Annotated in this window: 19 protein-coding genes; 12 read left to right on the top strand and 7 right to left on the bottom strand. The window is 69.0% G+C overall.

Features of this window, described 5'->3' with window-relative positions; translation table 11 throughout:
• Nucleotide 1: 1 nt before the first annotated feature.
• The 3 genes from ACFC8N_RS42235 to ACFC8N_RS42245 all read right to left on the bottom strand — a co-directional run bounded on the left by ACFC8N_RS42235 (nucleotide 2) and on the right by ACFC8N_RS42245 (nucleotide 1,576).
• On the bottom strand, nucleotides 2-598 hold the full coding sequence (locus ACFC8N_RS42235; RefSeq protein WP_376294917.1) for an SDR family NAD(P)-dependent oxidoreductase: 597 nt from the start codon (nucleotides 596-598) through the stop codon (nucleotides 2-4).
• Nucleotides 599-773: 175 nt separating this feature from the next.
• Nucleotides 774-1,088 carry a putative quinol monooxygenase gene (locus ACFC8N_RS42240; protein WP_376294920.1) on the bottom strand — a complete coding sequence of 105 codons (315 nt, stop codon included), beginning with the start codon at nucleotides 1,086-1,088 and terminating at the stop codon, nucleotides 774-776.
• A gap of 113 nt (nucleotides 1,089-1,201) precedes the next feature.
• Complete coding sequence (locus tag ACFC8N_RS42245) at nucleotides 1,202-1,576, bottom strand: nuclear transport factor 2 family protein (RefSeq protein ID WP_376294923.1); 375 nt, start codon at nucleotides 1,574-1,576, stop codon at nucleotides 1,202-1,204.
• A gap of 130 nt (nucleotides 1,577-1,706) precedes the next feature.
• On the opposite strand from ACFC8N_RS42245, the gene ACFC8N_RS42250 reads away from it, so the two are divergent.
• Together ACFC8N_RS42250 and ACFC8N_RS42255 are read left to right on the top strand one after the other, a co-directional pair.
• Complete coding sequence (locus ACFC8N_RS42250; RefSeq protein ID WP_376294926.1) at nucleotides 1,707-2,525, top strand: MerR family transcriptional regulator; 819 nt, start codon at nucleotides 1,707-1,709, stop codon at nucleotides 2,523-2,525.
• 59 nt (nucleotides 2,526-2,584) lie between these two features.
• Nucleotides 2,585-2,794, top strand: coding sequence for a hypothetical protein (locus ACFC8N_RS42255; RefSeq protein WP_356038280.1), 210 nt, complete (start codon nucleotides 2,585-2,587; stop codon nucleotides 2,792-2,794).
• Nucleotides 2,795-3,144: 350 nt separating this feature from the next.
• Here the strand turns inward: ACFC8N_RS42255 and ACFC8N_RS42260 are convergent, their stop codons facing one another.
• On the bottom strand, nucleotides 3,145-4,179 hold the full coding sequence (locus ACFC8N_RS42260; protein ID WP_376294929.1) for an Lrp/AsnC family transcriptional regulator: 1,035 nt from the start codon (nucleotides 4,177-4,179) through the stop codon (nucleotides 3,145-3,147).
• A gap of 107 nt (nucleotides 4,180-4,286) precedes the next feature.
• Here ACFC8N_RS42260 and ACFC8N_RS42265 point away from each other — a divergent pair, with 107 nt between their 5' ends.
• From ACFC8N_RS42265 to ACFC8N_RS42280, 4 genes are all read left to right on the top strand, one after another.
• A complete protein-coding gene (locus ACFC8N_RS42265; protein ID WP_376294931.1) occupies nucleotides 4,287-5,447 on the top strand; it encodes an alpha-hydroxy-acid oxidizing protein in 1,161 nt (386 codons plus the stop codon).
• Nucleotides 5,448-5,727: 280 nt separating this feature from the next.
• A complete protein-coding gene (gene mdlC / locus ACFC8N_RS42270) occupies nucleotides 5,728-7,347 on the top strand; it encodes a benzoylformate decarboxylase (protein ID WP_376294934.1) in 1,620 nt (539 codons plus the stop codon).
• Between the two features lie 52 nt (nucleotides 7,348-7,399).
• Nucleotides 7,400-8,161 (top strand): SDR family oxidoreductase, encoded by a 762-nt coding sequence (locus ACFC8N_RS42275; protein WP_376294936.1) that lies wholly within the window; start codon nucleotides 7,400-7,402, stop codon nucleotides 8,159-8,161.
• A gap of 210 nt (nucleotides 8,162-8,371) precedes the next feature.
• Nucleotides 8,372-11,200: an AAA family ATPase gene (locus ACFC8N_RS42280; RefSeq protein WP_376294939.1), complete on the top strand. Its 2,829-nt coding sequence runs from the start codon at nucleotides 8,372-8,374 to the stop codon at nucleotides 11,198-11,200.
• 226 nt (nucleotides 11,201-11,426) lie between these two features.
• Here the strand turns inward: ACFC8N_RS42280 and ACFC8N_RS42285 are convergent, their stop codons facing one another.
• Complete coding sequence (locus ACFC8N_RS42285) at nucleotides 11,427-12,008, bottom strand: UbiX family flavin prenyltransferase (RefSeq protein ID WP_158916919.1); 582 nt, start codon at nucleotides 12,006-12,008, stop codon at nucleotides 11,427-11,429.
• 298 nt (nucleotides 12,009-12,306) lie between these two features.
• Here ACFC8N_RS42285 and mdlC (ACFC8N_RS42290) point away from each other — a divergent pair, with 298 nt between their 5' ends.
• Nucleotides 12,307-13,920 carry a benzoylformate decarboxylase gene (mdlC, locus tag ACFC8N_RS42290; protein WP_376294942.1) on the top strand — a complete coding sequence of 538 codons (1,614 nt, stop codon included), beginning with the start codon at nucleotides 12,307-12,309 and terminating at the stop codon, nucleotides 13,918-13,920.
• 372 nt (nucleotides 13,921-14,292) lie between these two features.
• Nucleotides 14,293-14,694: a tautomerase family protein gene (locus ACFC8N_RS42295; protein WP_376294945.1), complete on the top strand. Its 402-nt coding sequence runs from the start codon at nucleotides 14,293-14,295 to the stop codon at nucleotides 14,692-14,694.
• A 489-nt stretch (nucleotides 14,695-15,183) separates the two neighbouring features.
• On the opposite strand, the gene ACFC8N_RS42300 is transcribed toward ACFC8N_RS42295, so the two are convergent.
• Nucleotides 15,184-15,633 carry a MarR family winged helix-turn-helix transcriptional regulator gene (locus tag ACFC8N_RS42300; RefSeq protein WP_067051826.1) on the bottom strand — a complete coding sequence of 150 codons (450 nt, stop codon included), beginning with the start codon at nucleotides 15,631-15,633 and terminating at the stop codon, nucleotides 15,184-15,186.
• Between the two features lie 114 nt (nucleotides 15,634-15,747).
• On the opposite strand from ACFC8N_RS42300, the gene ACFC8N_RS42305 reads away from it, so the two are divergent.
• The 3 genes from ACFC8N_RS42305 (at nucleotide 15,748) to ACFC8N_RS42315 (ending at nucleotide 18,789) form a co-directional block, all read left to right on the top strand.
• The gene (locus tag ACFC8N_RS42305; RefSeq protein ID WP_376294947.1) at nucleotides 15,748-16,347 is read left to right on the top strand and encodes a non-oxidative hydroxyarylic acid decarboxylases subunit B; all 600 of its coding nucleotides are present in this window, start codon (nucleotides 15,748-15,750) and stop codon (nucleotides 16,345-16,347) included.
• On the top strand, nucleotides 16,347-17,849 hold the full coding sequence (locus ACFC8N_RS42310; protein WP_356039656.1) for a UbiD family decarboxylase: 1,503 nt from the start codon (nucleotides 16,347-16,349) through the stop codon (nucleotides 17,847-17,849). The genes ACFC8N_RS42305 and ACFC8N_RS42310 overlap by 1 nt, the downstream gene beginning before the upstream one ends.
• Nucleotides 17,850-18,156: 307 nt before the next feature.
• Nucleotides 18,157-18,789, top strand: coding sequence for a UbiX family flavin prenyltransferase (locus ACFC8N_RS42315; protein WP_351224914.1), 633 nt, complete (start codon nucleotides 18,157-18,159; stop codon nucleotides 18,787-18,789).
• A 42-nt stretch (nucleotides 18,790-18,831) separates the two neighbouring features.
• Here ACFC8N_RS42315 and ACFC8N_RS42320 read toward each other — a convergent pair whose 3' ends face one another.
• On the bottom strand, nucleotides 18,832-19,419 hold the full coding sequence (locus tag ACFC8N_RS42320) for a TetR family transcriptional regulator (RefSeq protein ID WP_376294950.1): 588 nt from the start codon (nucleotides 19,417-19,419) through the stop codon (nucleotides 18,832-18,834).
• A gap of 109 nt (nucleotides 19,420-19,528) precedes the next feature.
• Between ACFC8N_RS42320 and ACFC8N_RS42325 the strand changes: the two genes are divergently transcribed.
• Entirely contained in the window at nucleotides 19,529-20,512 is a 984-nt protein-coding gene (locus ACFC8N_RS42325; protein ID WP_376294951.1) for an aldo/keto reductase, read from the top strand.
• Nucleotides 20,513-20,638: the final 126 nt, after the last annotated feature.

The raw sequence follows: 20,638 nt of genomic DNA on the forward strand, positions 1-20,638 counted from the left end.
GTCACTCGGCCGCCTTGACGGGGGTCGGCATCAGCGCGTCCCACAACGCGGTGGCTTGGCCGCGACTGCGGGCGCTGAGCTCTTCCAAGTACCAGTCCTGGCCGAGTAGTTGCATCACGCGCGGGATGGCCTCGCCGTCGTGGCCGCTGTAGTAGTGGACCTTCTTGGTGTCGCCGTCGGTGACCATCCGGAACATCACCTCGGCGGTGAGGGCCGGGTCCGAGCGGACGAGGTTGAGCGAGGCGAAGGTGTTCCAGAAGTCGGTGTAGTCCTCGGGAACGTTCTCGGCGCGGTCGACCTTGCTGAAGATCTTGGTCTCGTGGCTGCCGCGGTGCAGCGCCTTGACCTGCACGCCGAATTCGGCGAGTTCCGCGTGCAGGCCCTCGGCGAGGGAGGCGACGGCGGCCTTGGACGCCTCGTAGACCGAGGTGTACGGCAATCCGGCGTCGGCGCTGACGGAGCTGACGTTGACGATGACGCCCGAGCGCTGTTTGCGGAAGATCGGGACGGACGTCTTGTTCAGGACGATCAGGCCGAAGACGTTGGTCCACCAGCACCTTCTCCAGGCGCGGAAACACCATTCCGAGCAGGCCCTCACACACTGCGGACGATGGCACCGCCGTGACGGTCTGTCACCTCGTCACGAAAATCTTGCGAGACCCGATTCAAGTGGCCGTCGCTCAGGTTACGCAGAGTAGCCGGGGGCCCATTCGCGTCGAGCTCCCGGTGCTGGCGTAACGCAGCGGGGCAAGTCTCATCCCGAGTGGGGGCTCTCAGCGAGCTGCGATGCCCTGGCCTTGGTGGATCTCGTCGTAGTAGTGGATCACCAGCGGGCGGGTGAGCATGGCCTCGAAGGTAGCGGTGAAGCCGTGCTCCGTGCGCCAGGTGAGGTAGTCGGTGTAGTTGTGTGCCTCGGTCCATTGGGTCAGGCCGGTCACGTGGTCGGGATCGTTCTGGTCGCGCAGGATGCGGATGTCTTCGCAGCCCTCGTGTTCAAGGCTCTCGCCCAGGATGTCCAACAGCAGCTTCGCGACGTCGTCGCCGCGGCCGGTTTGGGCGAACAGCTCGGCAGTGACCAGTGTGCTCATGGAATGTTCCTTCCACGAATGGCGACGGACTCGGCCCGGTACCGGCGAGCGCGCGGCCCGAGCACCGCGCGGAGGCGGGGGCAGCCAGGTCAGCCATCGCCGGGGAGCCGCCCTCAGTAGGGAGAGGGCTGGTTGTGCACGATGACCAGCGAGGTGATCTTGCCGTCGGCGACCGTGAGGTAATTGGTGAGCACCAGTTCGTCGGGCAGGTTCGTCTTGTCGTATTCGCCGTCATAGCGCGCCCGCACAACCATCAGGTTGCCGTGACGCGCGAACTCCGTGACCTTCATCGTGACCTTGTCACCGACGATCTCGCGGTCCAGCCAGGCTCGGATCGAGGCGGGATCGGCGAACTCGCGGCTCGCGTCGTTGATCACGGCGTCGTCGGCGAAGGTCGCCAGGACGGCGTCCGCGTCGAAGGCGTTGACCGCCTCGATATAGGCGGCGACAACATCGGGCAGAGCTGTGGCCTGGGTATTGGTGTTCATGGGAAGTCTCCTCGTAAGGCCTCGGCGCTGTGCGGCGCCTACCGCCGACCCTGGGGCCTACCTGCACGGGAGGGTCAACCGGAGATCGTCCGCTGGACCCTCCAGTTGGGGGAGGGTTGACACTGGTGCCATGCACACGGGCATGACGGTCGGCGAGTTCTCCCGCGCGACCCATCTGAGCGTCAAGACGCTGCGGCACTACCACGACGTCGCGCTGCTCCCGCCGGCCGATGTGGACCCGGTAACCGGCTATCGGTACTACTCCCCGGACCAGGTGCCCACCGCTCAGGTGATCGTGCGCCTGCGGAACCTGGACATGCCGGTGGCGGACGTGAAGGCGGTGCTGGCCGCCGAGGACGTGAGCACCCGCAACCAGCTGATCGCCGCGCATCTCGCGCGCCTGGAGAACCGGCTCGCGCAGGCGCGGAGCGCCGTCGAATCGCTGCGCGACCTACTGGCCCGGCCCGTGCACGGGTCGACCATCGAATACCGCACGGTCCGTGACCAGGCGGCCATCGGCATCCGCGAGGTCATCCACCGCCAGGACCTCGCGGGCTGGTGGCAGGGGGCGCTGGGCGAGCTGCACGGCTTCACCACCGCCCGCGGACTGCGCACCACCGGCCCGATGGGCGGTCTCTTCGCGAATGAGCTGCTTGAGGACGAGCACGGGGAGGCGCTGGTGTTCGTCCCGTTCGACGGTGAGGTTCGCCCGGTCGGCCGGATCGACGCCGTGGTCGTGCCCGGCGCGGAACTCGCGGTCGCGGTTCACCACGGGACCCTGCAGACCATAGATCTCACCTACGGCGACCTGGGCACCCATGCCGCGCGCCACGAGATCAGTGTTGACGGCCCGCTGCGCGAGTTCTATCTGCGCAGCCCCGTCGATGTGACCGTCGAGGACGAGTTGGTCACCGAGGTCGGCTGGCCCATCTTCCGCGCGAGCAACTAGCCGGGCCATTCGGACGGTACCGACACGGCGTCCTGGTCGCCGGGGACGTCGCCGCGGTCGTGGCGGAGATCCTGGCCGATCCGTCCCGGCGCACCGGCCGCATCTATGAGCTGACCGGCCCCCGCTCGGAGGACATCTCCACCATGGCTCGCCTTCACGCGGAGAATCGATACGACCGCAAGGCGGACGGCGTCGAGCAGGTCACAGGGCGGCCTCCTACCGGGGTGGCCGAATACGTCCGTGAGAACCCCAGCCTGCTCAGTCCCTGAAGCCGAATCCTCGCGGATCGGGTCGCGTAGATGTCAGAAGACGCTTCCGCGAAGTCGTACACATACTGGGCAGCTGGGGCGGTCACGACGCGTGGCCGCAACCGCTCCACGCCGCCATGGGCTTCGAGGACATCCGAGACCAGGTCGCTCATTGTCGCCTGCTGTCCCAGTGAGCCGGGTGCCGTCCAATACCACCTCACGCGTGTCTACTCGAAGCTCCGCATCTGCTCCCGCAGCGAACTGGTTGGGTCAAATCCCTCGCCCTGTTGGCGCTTTCAGCGCGACATGGCTATAGGCACGCTGGGCCCTGACGAACGTGGAGGAGTCGGCGGCGCGGGGCACCGTGTGAGTCACATCTCCGGCTCCGACCAGAAGTCGGGCGGGACGATACCGACGGAGCGGCCGTGGCGGTCCAGGAGGCGCCCCATCAGCTTGTCCTGGCGCAGGGCGATGACGCGGTCGACGATGTCGAGGCTCGGGTGGGCGGTGGCGAGCTGGGTCTCCAGGCGCAGGACGTCACTGACGGAGTGCAGGCTGGCCTGGAGGATGAGATTGTGAGGGCCGCTGACGGCGGCGCAGTTGCGGGTCTCGGGCAGACGGACGAGGGCGTGCCCGATCTCGGGGAGATCGGCGGGTGGGACTCTGGCCCAGAGTGTGACCGCAACGGGCCAGCCACCGAGGGGGCGGGCGAAGTCGCAGCGGAACCGCAGCAGGCCGCGTCGGGTGAGCTGTTCGGTGCGGCGTTTTGCGGTGTTGAGGCTGACGCCGAGGTCGCTCGCCAGAGCCTGGTAGGAGGCGCGGCCGTCGTGGGCGAGCCGGGTGATGAGGGCGCGGTCGAAGAGGGTGATCTCGCCCGGGGCGGCAGGGGTTCGGGCCGGGGGCGGGCCGGTCAGCTGGGCACGCTGGGTTGGGTCCAGGGCGGCGATGCGCCATCGGCCGCCCTCGGTGAACATGTGGGTGACGATCCGGGCCTCCACCTTGGTGATACCGGGAAGGCGCGGGAGCAGGTCCAGGGTGTAGCGGGAGAGGGCCGGCAGGTCGCGGGTGGCGACGATGGCGAGGATGTCGTGGCCGGCGGCCGCGCGCTCGATCGTGAGCATGTGGGCGTGGGCGCTCAGTGCCTGGGCGACCCCGGTGGTGGCGCCAGGAGCGCAGTCGATCACGACGAAGGCCACGCAGATCTGCTCGAACAAGCGCGGGCCGGGTGAGAATCCCACCCAGGCGGCGCCCTGCTCGGACAGGCGGCCGAAGCGGCGGGCGACGGTGACCGGGTCGACCTCCAGGGCACGCCCGAGCTCGGTCCATGAGGCCCGCGGCTGCAGCTGCAGGGCGTTGATCAGCGCCAGGTCGTCCTCTGTCAGCAGCGCTGGTGCATCATCCTGCATGACCCTCTCCTGCAAGGCATAATCCTGCGTTTGGCGGCCTTCACGCGTCACTCTCCCATTGTGGACTTCAGGGGTCCGCACCTGTCGAGCGTGAGGAGGGCCGAACCATGCCGTACGGCGACTATCAGGACGAGATCTACATGGACGGGCTGCGCGGGGTGGTGCCGCGCTTCCCGATGACATACGACGAGCTGGAGCCGCTGGCTCAGGCCGCGATGCCCGCCTCGGTGCGCTCCTACGTCATGGCCGGAGCCGGCGACGAGCGCACCCAGCGAGCCAACGTCACCGCGTTCGAACGCTGGGGCCTCGTCCCGCGGATGATGGTGGGGGCCACGGACCGGGATCTGTCCGTCGACCTGTTCGGGATGCGCCTGCCCTCACCGCTGTTCATGGCCCCGGTCGGCGTGATCGGTCTGTGCGCGCAGGACGGCCACGGCGATCTCGCCACGGCCCGTGCCGCCGCCCGCACCGGCGTGCCGATGGTCGCCTCTACCCTGACCGTCGATCCGCTGGAGGAGGTCGCCGCCGAGTTCGGCGCCACCCCGGGCTTCTTCCAGCTCTACACGCCCACAGACCGTGAGCTGGCCGAGAGCCTGGTGCACCGGGCCGAGAAGGCCGGCTTCAAGGGCATCGTGGTCACCTTGGACACCTGGATCACCGGCTGGCGCCCCCGCGACCTCGCCGTCAGCAACTTCCCCCAGCTGCGCGGAAACTGCCTGACCAACTACACCAGCGACCCCGTCTTCCGCGCCCGCCTCGCCCACAGCCCGGAGGACGACCCGGCGGCCGCGGTCGCCGAGTGGGTGCGGATCTTCGGCAACCCGCTCACCTGGGACGACTTGTCCTGGCTACGTTCGATCACCGACCTGCCGCTGATCCTGAAGGGCATCTGCCACCCCGACGACGTCCGCCGCGCCAAGGACGGCGGCGTGGACGGCATCTACTGCTCCAACCACGGCGGCCGCCAGGCCAACGGCGGCCTGCCCGCCCTCGACGTTCTGCCCGGCGTGGTCCAGGCCGCCGACGGCACGCCCGTCCTGTTCGACTCCGGTGTCCGCACGGGAGCCGACATCATCAAGGCCATCGCCCTCGGCGCCACCGCCGTCGGCATTGGCCGCCCCTACGCGTACGGCCTCGCCTACGGCGGCGAGGCCGGCGTCGTCCACGTCCTGCGGTCCCTGCTCGCCGAAGCAGACCTGATCATGGCCGTCGACGGCTATCCCACCCTCGCCGGCCTCGCCCCCGAGGCCCTCCGCCGCCTCACCTGACAGCCGCCGACCAGTCGGGGCGGACGCATCGGCGGTACCTCACTCACCGAGTGGTCGGCCATGGTCCACGTCCTCAGCGACCTGGGCTCAGCCCTCCAATCAGGCTCGTCATCGAACGGTATGCATGTCATGACAAGTACCTATTTGTGCAGCAGGATCAGACTGGCACACGCTTCCGGCACCTCACGACGCCGAAGACGGCACTCGACACCGCATGGAATAGCGCGCACCCCTCGACCAGACCCGTCGAACCAGAAACCGAGCCCCAGTAAGGAAGTCGATGGCAACCATGACTGAGAAGTCCACCGTCCGCAGCGTGACCTACGACCTGCTGCGGACCCTGAAACTCACCACGGTCTTCGGTAATCCAGGTTCCACCGAGCAGCCGTTCCTGCAGGAATTCCCCGAGGACTTCACCTACGTCCTGGCACTGCAGGAGGCTTCCGTCATCGCGATGGCCGACACCTTCGCCCAGGTCACCGGCCGACCCGCGCTGGTCAACCTGCACTCCTCGGCCGGGATGGGAAACGCGGTGGGCAACCTGGTGGCGGCCTACCACGGCAACACACCCCTGATCATCACCTCCGGCCAGCAGCACCGGGAGCTGGTGATCGGCGACCCGTATCTCGGCAACCGCGAGGCCGTCACGCTGCCCAAGCCGTGGGTGAAGTGGTCGTACGAACCGGCCCGCGCCGAAGATGTACCCGAGGCTTTCATGCGGGCCTACGCGGAGGCACTGCAGCCGCCGACGGGCCCGGTGTACCTGTCGATTCCGATGGACGACTGGAAGCGGCCCCTGTCCGGCTTCACCCGGGTGCGGACGGTCAGTGACCGCGTCGCCCCCGACACCGCGCGGCTGCGCATGTTCGCCGATCGCATCTCGGCCAGCAGTCGTCCCGCGCTGGTCTTCGGTCCGGAGGTGGACCGGGCCGGCGGCTGGGACGCGGCCATCGCGCTGGCGGACAAGCTGCGCGCGGCCGTCTACGGCGCCCCGCTGCTAGACCGGGCTTCCTTCCCCGAGGACCACCCCCTCTTCGGCGGCCCGCTCGGCATGTCGGTGAAGACGATCAGCGATCGGTTGACGGGCCACGACCTGGTGGTCGTGATCGGCGCGGAGGTGTTCCGCTACTACCCCTACGTGCCCGGGCCGTACGTGCCGGAGGGCACGGAGCTGCTGCAGATCACCGGCAACCCGGCGGTGGCCGCGGCGGCGCGGGTCGGTGACAGCCTCCTGGGCGATTCCAAGACGGCGATCGAACTGCTCCTGGACATGGTCGCTGAGGGTTCGGCGCGGACCGCGCCGGAACCGATGCCGCGGCCCCGCGAGCTCCCCCAAGCGCCGAACACCCCGCTCACCCCGCCGGAGGTGTACGCCACCCTCAGCAGGGTCCGGCCGGCCGACGCGGTCATCGTCAACGAGTCGACCTCCACGATGGCGCAGCAGATCGAGTGGCTCCCCACCAGCCGGACCGGATCGTTCTTCGCCACGGCCAGCGGAGGCATCGGCTGGGGCACCCCGGCCGCCGTCGGCGTCGCACTCGGCGACCGCGACAGGGGCACCGAACGGCCGGTGATCGGCCTGATCGGCGACGGCTCCTTCCAGTACTCCGTGCAGGCCATCTACACGGCTGCCCAGCACAACCTTCCGATCGTGTACGTGGTCATGCGCAACCAGGAGTACTCCATCCTCAAGTCGTTCGCCGAGTTGGAGGAGACCCCCGGGGTGCCGGGGCTCGACCTGCCCGGGCTCGACATCGCCTCCGTCGCCTGCGGCTTCGGATGCCGGGCGGTCGACGTGGAGACCACCGAGGACCTGGAGCGCGAGTTCAAGTCGGCCCTGGCCGCCGGCACCACCACCGTCATCGTCGTCGCCACGCAGCCCCAGAAGGCGATGTTGTAGGCCGCGCGGATCGCACGGTCGAAGAAAGAACAGCGGAGAGAGGACAACAAACATGGACTTCGGACTGAAGGACCGGGTGTACATAGTCACCGGCGGCACTCGCGGGCTGGGCATGGCCGCCGCGCGCGAGCTGGTGGCGGACGGCGCGCGGGTGGTCGTCAGCGGCCGCGACGAGAAGTCGGTCGCCGCCGCTCAAGCCGACCTCGGCGGCCCGGGGCAGGCAGTCGGCGTCGTGGCCGACAACGCCGACACCGACACTCCGCAGCGGCTGATCACCGCGGCTCGCGACACCTTCAAACGGCTGGACGGGGTGCTCATCAGCGTCGGCGGACCCCCCGCGGGCACCTCGGACACCATCGACGACGACCATTGGCGCGCCGCCTTCGAGTCGGTCTTCCTCGGCGCGGTGCGGCTCTCCCGCGCAGTCGCGGCCGAGCTGGGCGAGGGAGGTGCCATCGGCTTCGTCCTCTCCAGCTCCGTGTACGAGCCCATTCCCGGCCTCGCGATCTCCAACGCCCTGCGGCCGGGCCTGGCCGGTTACGCGAAGAACCTCGCCAACGAGCTGGGCCCCAGAGGCATCCGTGTTGTCGGCCTCGTGCCCGCCCACATCGAGACCGACCGGCTACGCGAACTCGACGCACGGCACGGTGACGCTGAGGGCGCCCGCAAACGCGCCACCGCCGGCGTCCCCCTGCGCCGCTACGGAACACCGGACGAGTTCGGCCGCAGCGCCGCCTTCCTGCTCTCGCCCGCAGCGTCGTACCTCACGGGCGTGATGCTGTCGATCGACGGCGGCGTTCGCAAAGGCTTCTAGAGTCGCCGCGGTCAAGACCTCGAATCGAGCGGGTTCACGCTGGGGCGGTCGCCGGGGAAGCGCCGAGACCGTATGGCCGCGCTTTTGCCGCAAGCGCCGTACGGCGGTGAAAACAAGCACGCCATCGGCCTGAGCAACACGCCGTGAGGTGGCCGATACGCGCGCGGTCGGCGTTGTGCCGTGCTACGAGCGGAACCTATCCTCACCACTGTGGCGACTTCCGAGAGCCGGAGGTATCCCGCGCAGCCCGCCGGTTGCGACTCTGGCGGCCTCGTGGGGCGCGCGCACGAGCTGGCGCTGATCGACTCGCTGTTCGCCGATCAGGATCGCACCGGGTACGGCCCCGTCGGCCGCGGGTTGCTGCTGCGTGGTGACCCAGGGGTAGGGAAGTCCGCTCTGCTCGATGTGGCCTCGGCCCGGTCGAGTGCCGTCGGCAGGCGTGTGCTGCGCGCCTGCGGCACGGAGTTCGAGGCCGGGATCAGTTTCGCGATGATCCACCAGATGCTCTACCCACTGCGCGCGGACGCCGATCTCCTGCCCGGCCCCCAGCGCGATGTCCTGTGCCGGCTCTTCGACCTGACGCCGGCGGCTCTCCCGGACCCGCTGACCGCAGGGACAGCCGTACTCGCCCTGCTCGGCGCGGCCGCCGCCGAATGCCCGCTGCTGCTGGTGGCCGATGACGCGCCGTGGATCGACCCGGCCAGCGCCACGGTACTGGCCTTCGCCGTGCGCCGGCTGGGCCAAGCCCCTGTGGCCCTGCTTGCGGCCGCCCGTACCGGGCTGAAAGGGTTTCTCCACCACGTCGGGCTGCCGGAACGGACGGTGCCACCCCTGGACGACCAGTCGGCGGCGGAACTTGTGGAGGCCCGGTGGCCGGGCCTGGCGCCGACCGTGCGGCGCCGGCTGCTGGCCCAGGCCGCGGGTAACCCGCTGGCCCTCCAGGAGCTACCGACGACTCTGAACGACAGGCAGCGCTCCGGCGCACAGCCGGTGCCCAGCGTGCTGCCCCTGTCCGAGCGGCTGCTGGACACCTTCGCCCCCGAGCTCGACCAGCTGCCCGACGCGACCAGAAAGGCACTCCTGCTGGCCGCACTGGCGGCCGACGACGACCTGGACACCATCAGGGCCACGACCCGATGCTCGCTGGACCTGGGAGACCTGGCCCCGGCACAGCGGGCCCGGCTGGTCCACGCCGACACCGCCTCCGGACAGGTCACCTTCAGCCATCCGCTGACCCGCTCGGCGGTTGTGTACCTGGCCCCGCCGGGCGAGCGCCGGGCCGTACACCAGGCACTCGCCGAGGTACTGGTCTTCGATCCCGAGCGGCAGGCGTGCCATCTGGCCGAGGCGAGCACCGGACCCGACGAGGCGGTGGCCCGGGCGCTGGACAAGGCGGCCCTGCTCGCGCGGCTCCGCGGCCGTGCCTCGACCGCGGTGGCCACCCTGGTGCGCGCGGCTGAACTCAGCCCGCACCCCGGAGACCGCTCCCGGCGCCTGGTCGAGGCCGCCCACCTCGCCACCATGGCCGGACAGCTCGACCAGGTCACCTGGCTGCTGGCAGACGCCGGGCAGACCCCGCAGACCCCGGATGCGCTGGTTTTCGCCGCCACCGCCCACCTGCTCACGAACGACGAAGGCGACGTTTCCGCCGCGTACCGGCTGCTGACCCGGGCGCTCGACGCCGGCGAGGATGCCGGGCCGGAATCCTGGGACAGGTACGGCATCCTCTACGCGCTGCTGCTGGTCAGCCTCTACACCCTGCGGCCGGAGCCGTGGGAGCTGCTCAGGAAGGCCATGGTCCGCTTCGAGCCCGAGCAGGTCGTCCCGTTCCAGCTGTGTTACGACGCGTACGTCGATCCCACCCGGGCCTCGGACGCCATCCGGGAGGGCCTGGCCCGCGCCTTCGCCGCGCTCCCCCCGGCCGCTGCGCCCTGGGAAGTGATTCCGCTGGCCTTCGCCGCGGTCGCGTTGGACACCCTGTCCGACTACCGCTACGCGGTCCGCGGCATGATCGAGCGGGAACGCGACGGCGGCGCCATCGCCATGGTGGTGCCCGCGCTGATGCTGCTCTGCCAGGACTCCTACGTACACGGCCGGTGGGACGAGGCCGAGAATCTCGCGCAGCAGGGGCTGGAGTTGGCGACGGGCTATGGCTACTCATTCTGGGAGCGGCAGATCCGGGCCGTGCTGGCCTCCGGTGCCGCGCTGCGCGGCGATGTGGACCTGGCCCGGGCCCGCAGCAAGGAGACCACCACCTGGGCGGCGCCCCGGGGCATGGGCGTCACCATGGGGTACGCCCGCTCGGCCAGCCATCTCGCGGCCATGGGCCAAGGCGACTTCGAGGAAGCCCACACCCAGGTGGCGCAGATCGACCCGCCCAGCGCCCCCAGCGCCGGCATCCCCAACCGGTGGGTGGTGCTCGACCTGGTCGAGGCGGCGATGCGCACCGGCCGCCGCGAGGAGGCCCGCGCACACGTCGTCGCCGCCCAGCAGGCGGGCCTCCCCCGCATCGGCACGCGCATCGCGATCATCACGGCCGGAGCCGCGGCCGTGGCCGCGGACGACGACGAGGCCGGCGCCCTGTTCGAGGCGGCCCTGGCCCTGCCCGAAGCCGCCCGCTATCCCTGGGAGCAGGCACGTATCCAGTTCGCCTACGGACAGTGGCTGCGCCGCACCCGGGACACCGCCCGCGCCCGCATCCAACTGCGTGCCGCCATGGAGACCTTCGACCGGATCGGCGCGCGAGCGATGGTGCAACGCGCCCGCAACGAACTGCGCGCGACCGGCGTGGCCGCCGCCACGCACTCCGACCCGGCAGCACCCGAACTGACCGCCCAGGAAAGGCAGATCGCCGAATTGGCCGCCACCGGGCTCACCAACAAGGAAATCGGCGCCCGCCTGTTCCTGTCCCACCGCACGGTCGGCTCCCACCTGCACCGGATCTTCCCGAAACTCGGCATCACCACCCGCGCCGCGCTGCGCGCCGCACTGGAAGCCAGCGCCCACGAAGCCCATTCCGAGGGTCAATTCCAGTCGTAGACGCGCACGGCCTACACCTCCGGTCCGACGGCTTCGTCGGCCACGAGCCGGTCCGCGGGTCGGGTGTCGTGTTTGCAGGGCGGGGAGGCGGCGTCCACCCGCGGCGGCGGAAGCGGTGGCTTGGTGAGCCGCGCCCGTAGGCGAGGCCGTGGCGGGTGTCCCGAGCGCTTCGAGTTCACAAAGGTGGGTCCGGAGGTCGGTAATCGCGGACATCGGTGCTGGTTCCCTACAGCGCTGGCGAGTGGGACATGCCGTTCCAGCGCTGTGCAGACGGCACGTGAATGTCCAACTGGTCCAGGACGCGGACGACGACATGGCTGACCGGATCCCCGATCGTCTCGGGACGGTAGTAGCAGGCGGGCATCGGCGGGACGATCCGAGCCCCCATACGCGTGAGCGCCAGCATGTTGTCCAGGTGACTCTCGCTGAGCGGGTCCCGTGCCACGAGTACCAATCGGCGCCCGGCCTTCAGCGTCACGTCGGCCGCACGGGAAATGAGCCCCTCGGCACAGCCGGTGCATATTCCGGCCAGGGTCTTCAAGCCGCACGGCGCGATGACCATGGCGTCCCCCCGGAACGACCCCGACGAGATCGGCGCGCCCTGGTCGTTCCACGCGTACGTCGCGTCCGCGAGGTCGATGACCTCGTGCGCCGACAATCCGGTCTCCCGTCGCACGGTCGACCTGGCCCACGGGGACAACACCAGATGGGTCTCCACATCCGGCTGCTGCCGCAGTCGGCGCAACAATTCGACACCGAACACGGCTCCGGTCACCCCCGTCATCCCCACGATCATTCTCCGTGGCATGGGTATCCACCGCCTCCGCACGCGATCACTTCGAGCGGAACTACCCACGCATCGTGAAGGTCCTGAGTGCGAACGAGCCGCTCGAAACTGGCTGCGACCGATTCTCACCACGCGGCGGGGCCGTTCCGCATGCGTCAGATGACTGAACAATCCGGGAGCGGTCGGGCAGGGAGGCAACCGACTGACGTGCATGCAGTCAATCGACCGAAGACGAGGCCGTGAGCCGCGACGTAGTTTCGCGCACAGTCGATGTTCTGAGTCTCGCCGTCGATGCTCCGCACAGCCGAAGGACGCCATCATGACCGAGAACTCCACTGTCCACAGCGTCACCTACGACCTGCTGCGCTCCCTGCAGCTCACCACGGTGTTCGGGAATCCCGGGTCGACCGAGCAGACCTTCCTGCAGGAGTTCCCCGAGGACTTCCAGTACGTCCTGGCCCTCCAGGAGGCGTCGGCCATCGCGATGGCCGACGCCTTCGCACAGGTCACGCGCCGCCCGGCGCTGGTCAACCTGCACTCCTCAGCGGGCCTGGGCAACGCGCTGGGCAACCTCGTCGCCGCCTACCGGGGGAACACCCCGCTCATCGTCACTTCGGGGCAGCAGCACCGGGAACTGCTGATCGGCGAGCCCTACCTGGGCAACCGCGAGGCCACCACGATGCCCCAGCCCTGGGTGAAGTGGTCGTACGAGCCCGCCCGGGCCCAGGACGTCCCCGAAGCCTTCCTGCGCGCCTACGCGATCGCGCTCCAGCCCCCGACGGGACCGGTCTACCTCTCCATCCCGATGGACGACTGGAACCAGCCCCTGGACGGCTTCACCCGGACACGCACCGTCAGCGAGCGGGTCGCCCCCGACACCGAGCGGCTGCGGCGCTTCGCCGACCGCATCTCCGCGAGCCGTAACCCCGCCCTGGTCTTCGGACCCGAGGTGGACCGCGCCGGCGGCTGGGACGCGGCGGTCGCCCTGGCCGAGAAACTGCGCGCGGCCGTCTACGGCGCCCCGCTGCTGGACCGCGCTTCCTTTCCCGAGGACCACCCCCTCTTCGGCGGCCCGCTCGGCATGTCGGTCAAGACCATCAGCGACCGGCTGACCGGACACGACCTCGTGATCGTGATCGGCGCCGAGGTCTTCCGCTACTACCCCTACGTGCCCGGGCCGTACCTGCCGGAGGGCACCGAACTGCTGCACATCACCGCCGACCCCGCCGTCGCCTCGTACGCACGCATGGGCGACAGCCTCCTCAGCGACACCAGGACAGCCATCGAACTGCTGGTGGACCTGGTCGAGGAAGGCACGGCGCGCACCGCACCCGCACCGATGCCGCGGCCCCGGCGGCTCCCGCGGACCCCCAGCAGCGGCCCGCTGTCCCCGCCTGAGGTCTACGCCGCACTGAGCAGGGTCAGGCCCGCCGACGCGGTCATCGTGAACGAGTCGACCTCCACGATGGCGCAGCAGATCGAGTGGCTCCCCACCATCCGGTCCGGATCGTTCTTCGCCACGGCCAGCGGAGGCATCGGTTGGGGCACTCCGGCGGCCGTCGGCGTTGCTCTGGGCGACCGCGCCAACGGGGTCAGCCGTCCGGTGATCGGGCTGATCGGCGACGGTTCCTTCCAGTACTCCGTGCAGGGGATCTGGACCGCGGCCCAGCACCAACTGCCGGTCGTGTACGTGGTCATGCGGAACCAGGAGTACTCCATCCTCAAGTCCTTCGCGGTACTGGAGGAGACCCCGGGCGTGCCGGGCCTGGACCTGCCCGGCATCGACATCGCCTCCCTGGCCCGCGGCTACGGCTGCCGCACCGCCGAGGTGGAGACCGCGGAAGAGCTGGAGAAGGCGTTCAACGCGGCGCTGCACGCCGACACCACCACCGTCATCGTGGTCTCCACCCAGCCCCAGAAGGCCGCGCTGTAGCGCTGGTTCAGAGCACGCCAGGGCACCCCGTCGAACGACCGTCGCCGACCCACGAAGCAAGGGACAGCAGCCATGGACTTCGGACTGAAGGACCGGGTGTGCCGCGCGCGAACTGGGGGCGGACGGCGCGAGAGTGGTCGTCAGCGGCCAAGAGCGTGTACCGAGCGGGTGTCCATGCCGGGGCGTCCCGGGAGCGCCGAACTGGGCGGCCAGTACTCGCCCGTACCAGTCCGGCGTGCCGCGGCCGGAAGCCACCACTGGTGGGGCGGCCCGACGGGGAAGCAAGGGCTTCGCGGTCTGCGGGACTGCGGCGCCGGCTTCCTGAACCAAGTCGGCGGCGTTACGGATCACGTCGAGGACAGGAGATTCGTCATGCCCGTCTACACCTGTACTGCTGCGCAGGGATCGCTGACCAGCGAGGTGAAGGCCCTGCTGGCAGCCGAGATCACCCGAATCCACTTGGATATCAACCATGTTTCACCGGCCTACGTCAACGTGGTCTTCTCCGAGCTGCCTGCAGACAGTGTCTTCGCGGGCGGGCAGCCGGCGACACCACTGATCGTCACTGGCTGGGTGCGACGGGGCCATCCGCAGAAGGAGGCGACGCGACTGGCTCTGGAGCTGTCCTCGGCGATCGCCCGGATTTCCGGCCTGGACGAGCGCCAAACCATGGTGGTACTGCAGGACGGACCTGCCGGGTCCGCCGTGGAGGGCGGTCGTGTGCTGCCCGAACCAGGTGAGGAAGAGCAGTGGCTGCGCCGGGCCGGTGGCTGAAGGGCACGTGTGTCTTTCTGCTTGTCCATGCCGGGGGCCATCGACCAGCCCGCAGGACAGCGACTCACTGTCGAGCCAGGGCGGTTCGGCATCGGCGTCGTCCAGTACCACTCGCTTCTGAACGGTGTGAGGGTGATCGCTTGATGGCGGCAGGGATCCCGTGCGGTCTCGGGATGCGCGCGCCATCGGCCGTGCGGCGCTGGACCGCGCGGACCGGTACCCGGCGCTGCCTCCTCGCATGGACAGATCGCGAGGCCCGTGCGCATCTCCCGGACGATAAGTGCGGCGGGCGCCGGACACTGATCCGCTGGCCACCGCTCACGGGGAAGCGGACCGCGTCACCCGCGGCCGGCGCGCCGGTAGTCTCGAGTCCGACCGAGCCGTGGGTCACGAACAGCTCGACAACAGGCGCCACGAAACCATCGGCTCCGCGCCCCGGCCCCGGAGACAGGGACGGCACGACACGACGCCCCTTTCCTGACTCCCTCACTACGGCTGCTGGTCGCGGCCTGCGTCTCCGAGTTCCTTGAGCAGCAGGGTCAGGGTCGCGAGCCGCTCGGGTCCGAGCAGCTCCTCGATCCAGCGGCTTGTCTCCTGTGCCTGCTGGCGGCCCAGAGCCGCTCGTTCGTGCCCGGCAGGAGTCAGGGAGACCAGTTGCCGGCGGCGGTTGCCGGGATCCGTGCTCTTGGTGATCAGGCCGCGGGCCACGAGCCGGTCGAGAAGGGGAGTGAGTGTCGACCGGTCGACCGCGGCGAGGGCGCCAAGCGTCTTCTGGTCGAGGCTTCCGCGCTCGTCCAGGACGTGAAGCACCGCGAACTGCGGAGGCGTGAGGTCACCGCTGCGCAGCTGCCACGAGGCGTTCACCGCCTGCGAGGCGCGTCGCAGCTGGTGGGCCATGCCGTCTTCCAGCGTCCCGTCGTATCGCGCTCCGGTCGTCATAAGTACAGGCTACCTCCGTATACGGTCAGTCGGTACACGGACTGTTTGCAATCGGAAGTTTCGGCAGCTACATTGTTCCGTGTACGGACTTACCGTGTACGGAAGGTGAATCCCATGTCCCGACGTGTGATCTTGGGAATGACCGGAGCGACCGGCGCCGTCTTCGGTGTCGAACTGCTTCGCCGACTGCGGGAGCAGCCGGATGTGGAGACTCATCTCGTTCTGTCCCAATGGGCCAGGGCGACCATCCATCTGGAGACCGACCTGTCGGTCCGCGAAGTCACCGACCTGGCCGACGTGACCTATACGTGGAACGACCAAGGGGCGGCAATCTCATCAGGTTCATTCCGCGTGGACGGAATGATTGTCGCGCCGTGCAGCATGAAGACACTCGCCGGAATCCGAACCGGATATGCCGACGGTCTCATCCCCCGAGCTGCCGACGTCACGCTGAAGGAGCGCCGCCCCTTGGTGCTCGTACCGAGGGAGACCCCGCTCAGCGAGATCCATCTCGAGAACATGCTGGCGCTCTCGCGCATGGGAGCGAGGATCGTGCCGCCGATGCCGGCCTTCTACAGCCGTCCGAAAACCATTCACGAGCTCGTTGAGCATGTCGTTGTCCGAGTCCTGGACCAACTCGATATCCAGGTGGCTTCGGCGCAGCGCTGGGACGGAATGCCGCGCCCCTCCGAACTGAAAGGCGTAACCAACTGATGTCTGAAATCAATGACTTCCGGTCCTACATCTCCGAGCTCGAAGAGCTGGGGGACATTCAACGGATCTCACGCGTGATCGATCCGAACCTGGAAGCGTCGGCCATCACTCGTCGGTCCACCGAGAACGGCAGGCCCGCCCCGTTCTTCGAGCACCTCAGCGGAGTCGACGAGGGGTTCCGCATGATCGGCGCCCCGGGTGCCCTGTCGAGCATTCCCGGGCATCCGCTGGCGCGGGTCTCCCTCTCTCTCGGTCTGCCGCACACGACGACCGCAGCCGAACTGGTCGAACACCTCAGGGAAGCAGGCACCAAGGAACTGCTCCCACCTCGGCGGGTGGCAGCCGACTCGGCGCCCTGCAAGCAGAACATCCTGACGGGTGACGAAGCCCGTCTCGACCGGTTCCCCATTCCACGCGTGCACCAGGACGACGGCGGCCCCTACGTCAACACCTGGGGCGTGATCATCGCCAGGACGCCGGACGGCCGATGGACGAACTGGTCCATCTCCCGAATCATGAAGATCGACGACCAGCACATGACCGGACTGGTGCTGCCGAGCCAGCACCTCGGCATGATCTGGCGCGAGTGGGAGGCCATCGGTGAGCCGATGCCCTACGCCCTCGTGCAGGGAGGCGACCCGGGCATTGCCGTCGTCGGCGGAATGACCGTCCCGACCGAGGTCGACGAGGGCGCGTATCTCGGAGCGGTGCTGGGCAAGCCGGTCGACGTCGTGAAGTGCGAGACGAACGATCTGGAGGTGCCGGCCTCCGCCGAGGTCGTCATCGAGGGACACCTGTCCGCGACCCGCGACGCCGTGGAGGGTCCGTTCGCGGAGTTCCACGGCTGGGCACTGCCCGAGACGTCGCCGCAGCCGCTTTTCAGCATCGAGGCGATCACCTACCGGGACGACCCGATCTGGCCGCTGGCCGCCGCCGGCCGGCCTGTCGACGACTCGCACGTCGCACCGGCTGCCGGCATCTCCGCAGAGGTCGTCGCGGTCCTGCGGAAGGCGGGACTGCCGATCACGACGGCATGGCTCCCGCTCGGTGCAGCCTGCTTCTGGACGGTGATCACCGTCCCGCAGAACTGGCGCGACTCGCTGCCGGGGATGGACACCGCGCGCTTCGTGCACCGCATCGGCGAGGTACTGAACGGCACCCGGGTGGGGCGGCTCTCCCCCGTCGTCTACGTCCTCGACGACGACGTGGATCCGTCGAACGACTCGGACCTGCTCTGGGCACTGGCCACCAGGGTGCACCCGTCCCTCCGCCAGGAGCAGTGGCACGGACCGATCATGCCGTGGTACCCGTGCTTCACCGAGGAGGAACTGCACAACGGCTGGGGAGCCATCGTCGTGCACGACGCCCTGCTCCCGGCGGTGGGAAGCGGACGCGTACCGCCCGCAACGTTCGACGGCGTCTTCCCGGCAGATGTGCGCGCCAAGGTCCTCGCCGCCGAATCCGAGTCGGCAGGCGACACCGGCTCTGCCGCATCGCGCTGACGCCTGGGTGCCGCGGATCGCGGGACGTATCCACCAGGTGGCCGTCTCCCGACCGGCATGCTCGGCCGTCGGCCTCGAGGGACCCTCCGCTCGGGGCCGGCGGCTGCCACCACCCGGGTGAATGAGTCATCACGACAAGCCGCCGGCCGAGTGACCCATGGGATTTGGCGCTCACCTCGCGAGGTACCGATCAGCGTGCGTGTCGGACCGACGCGGACAGCGGTCCTCAACGACGGCCTCGAGACCTCCATTCGTCAGGCACGAGAAGGTGCGGTCGCCAGCCCGATGCGTCAGGAAGGGGACAGACGTGACCCAGCAGAATGTGACAGTTGCTGTCACGGGAGCAGGCGGCACCGGAGTGGCCAAAGCCTTGCTCGCCTCACTTCAGAGAGACGACCGGGTCGGCCACGTCAACCTTCTGGTGTCGGCCAACGGGCGCAAGCTGGTGGCTTTCGAATTCCAGACCGGCGAAGATCCGGACTCGGTGGTCCAGGCCCTGGAGGCCACGTCGACGAAAGTCCGCTTCCTCGATCCGGCCGACATGTCAGGACCGGTGACCAGCGGCAGCTACCCCACCGACGCCATGATCATCCTGCCGTGTGCCGCTGGCGTACTCGGACGCATCGCTCACGGCCAGACCGAGAGCCTCATCGAGCGAGCCGCGGACGTGATGCTGAAGCAACGGCGCAAACTCGTCCTCTGTCTCCGCGAAGCACCGCTGAACCTCATCCACCTGCGCAACATGGTCGCTGTCACGGAGGCGGGAGCCACCGTGTACCCGATGATCCCGACGTACTACAACGTGCCGGAGACACTCGCGCAACTGCGGGACGAGTTCGTCGAACGCGTCCTGCAGTTCCTGGGCCTGCCCGGCACCGATCGCTACCAGTGGGACGGCACCGACACCACAGCGCGACGCGAGCACACTCAGGCGCGGTAGCGGACCGTGACCGGCAGCTTCGGGCACGTTTGCCTCCCGTTGCTACTCACCAACGGTCCTGGGTTCGCTGATACGGCGGGCGGCCTCAACGACCGCCGCGCGGTGCAGGGCCAGCCGCTGTGCCGACCAGGACTGGCCGGCCTCCTTGGGGTCGACGCCCTCGGCGGCCCAGAACCATGCCTGGGCGGCGGCGAGAACCATGGTCAGGAGATCGGCAGGCTCCATCTCCCGGGCGAGGTCACCACGCTGCTGCGCGTCGGCCACTTCGGCCGTTTTGTGACCGAAGGCCTCGGCCTCGGGTCCGGTGGCGGTGGGGCGCTCCAGCAGTTTCCATAGTCGCAGGCGCATCAGATCCGGCCGGGCGACGAGGTGGTCGAAGATGGCGCCGGCGTATCCGGGCAGGTCCTCGACGTTGAACGGCACAGACTCGGCACCCGCGGTCAGCGCACGCCGCAAGACCTCGTCGAACAGCTGCTCCTTGTTACCGAAATAGACGTAGATCAGCCGCTTGTTCACCCCCGCGGTCTCGGCGATGCGGTCCACTCGGGCACCGGCGATGCCGTACGCGGCGAATTCGGTGAAGGCGGCGTCGAGCAGCCGGGCCTTTGTGGCGCTGGAGTCCCGTGACATGCCCGCCACACTAGCAAGTAACTATCTAGTTATTGACACGCGCGGATCACAGGTCTACGGTCGTGTATCTATCCAGTTAGTTACCTCTGTCGATAGAACGGGAACCCTCATGGAACACCGCGCACTGGGCAGCCAGAGTCTGATCGTCGGCGCGCAAGGCCTCGGCTGCATGGGCATGAGCGCCTTCTACGGCGCCACCGATGAGACCGAGTCGCTGGCCACCATCGACCGCGCGCTGGAACTCGGTGTCACCCTGCTGGACACCGCCGAGAGCTACGGCCCCTTCATCAATGAGCAGCTGCTCGGCAAGGCGCTGGCGGGGCGGCGGGATGCCGCGGTGGTCGCCACCAAGACCGGCGCGGAGATCACCGACGACGGCAGCATGCTCGGCCTCAACGGAAGGCCCGAGTACGTCCGGCGGGCTCTCGAACGCTCGCTGCGGCACCTGGGCACTGACCACATCGACCTTTACTACCTGCACCGCATCGACCCCAAGGTGCCGATCGAGGAAACCGTCGGCGCCCTGGCCGAGCTGGTCGCCGAGGGCAAGGTGCGGCACATCGGGCTGTGCGAAGCCTCGGCGCAGACCATCCGGCGGGCACACGCCGTGCACCCGCTCACCGCCGTCCAGACCGAGTACTCACTCTTCGAGCGCGGCATTGAACAGGACGGGCTACGCGACACGCTGCGGGAGCTGGGGATCGGCCTGGTCGCCTACTCCCCGCTGGGACGCGGCTTCCTCTCCGGCGCGATCACCAGCCCCGACGACTTCGCCGAGGACGACTGGCGCCGTACCGACCCCCGGTTCCAGGGCGAGAACTTCGCCCGCAACCTGGACGTCGTCCGCGAGGTCCGCCGCATCGCGTCCGACAAGAACGTCACGCCTTCGCAGCTGGCGCTCGCCTGGGTCCAGCACCAGGGCGCCGTGGCCATCCCCGGCACCAAGCGCCGCCGCTACCTCAAGGAAAACGTCGCCGCGACCGAGGTGACTCTGACGTCCGACGACATCGCTGCGATCGAGGCCGTCGCCCCGCACGGCGTCGTCACCGGCGACCGCTACGCACCCGAGCTGATGGGAACGCTCAACGGCTGACAGCCGACCGGCCCGTCACAAGATTCATTGCGAGGCCACGCCCCCCTGGCCCCCGATACAGAGCGCCAGGCCCCCACGTCTTAAGCAGCTCCCGTGCCACCAGCCGGCCATACGGTCCCGGATCAG

The organism is Streptomyces sp. NPDC055966, from assembly GCF_042269865.1.
GTDB lineage: Bacteria > Actinomycetota > Actinomycetes > Streptomycetales > Streptomycetaceae > Streptomyces.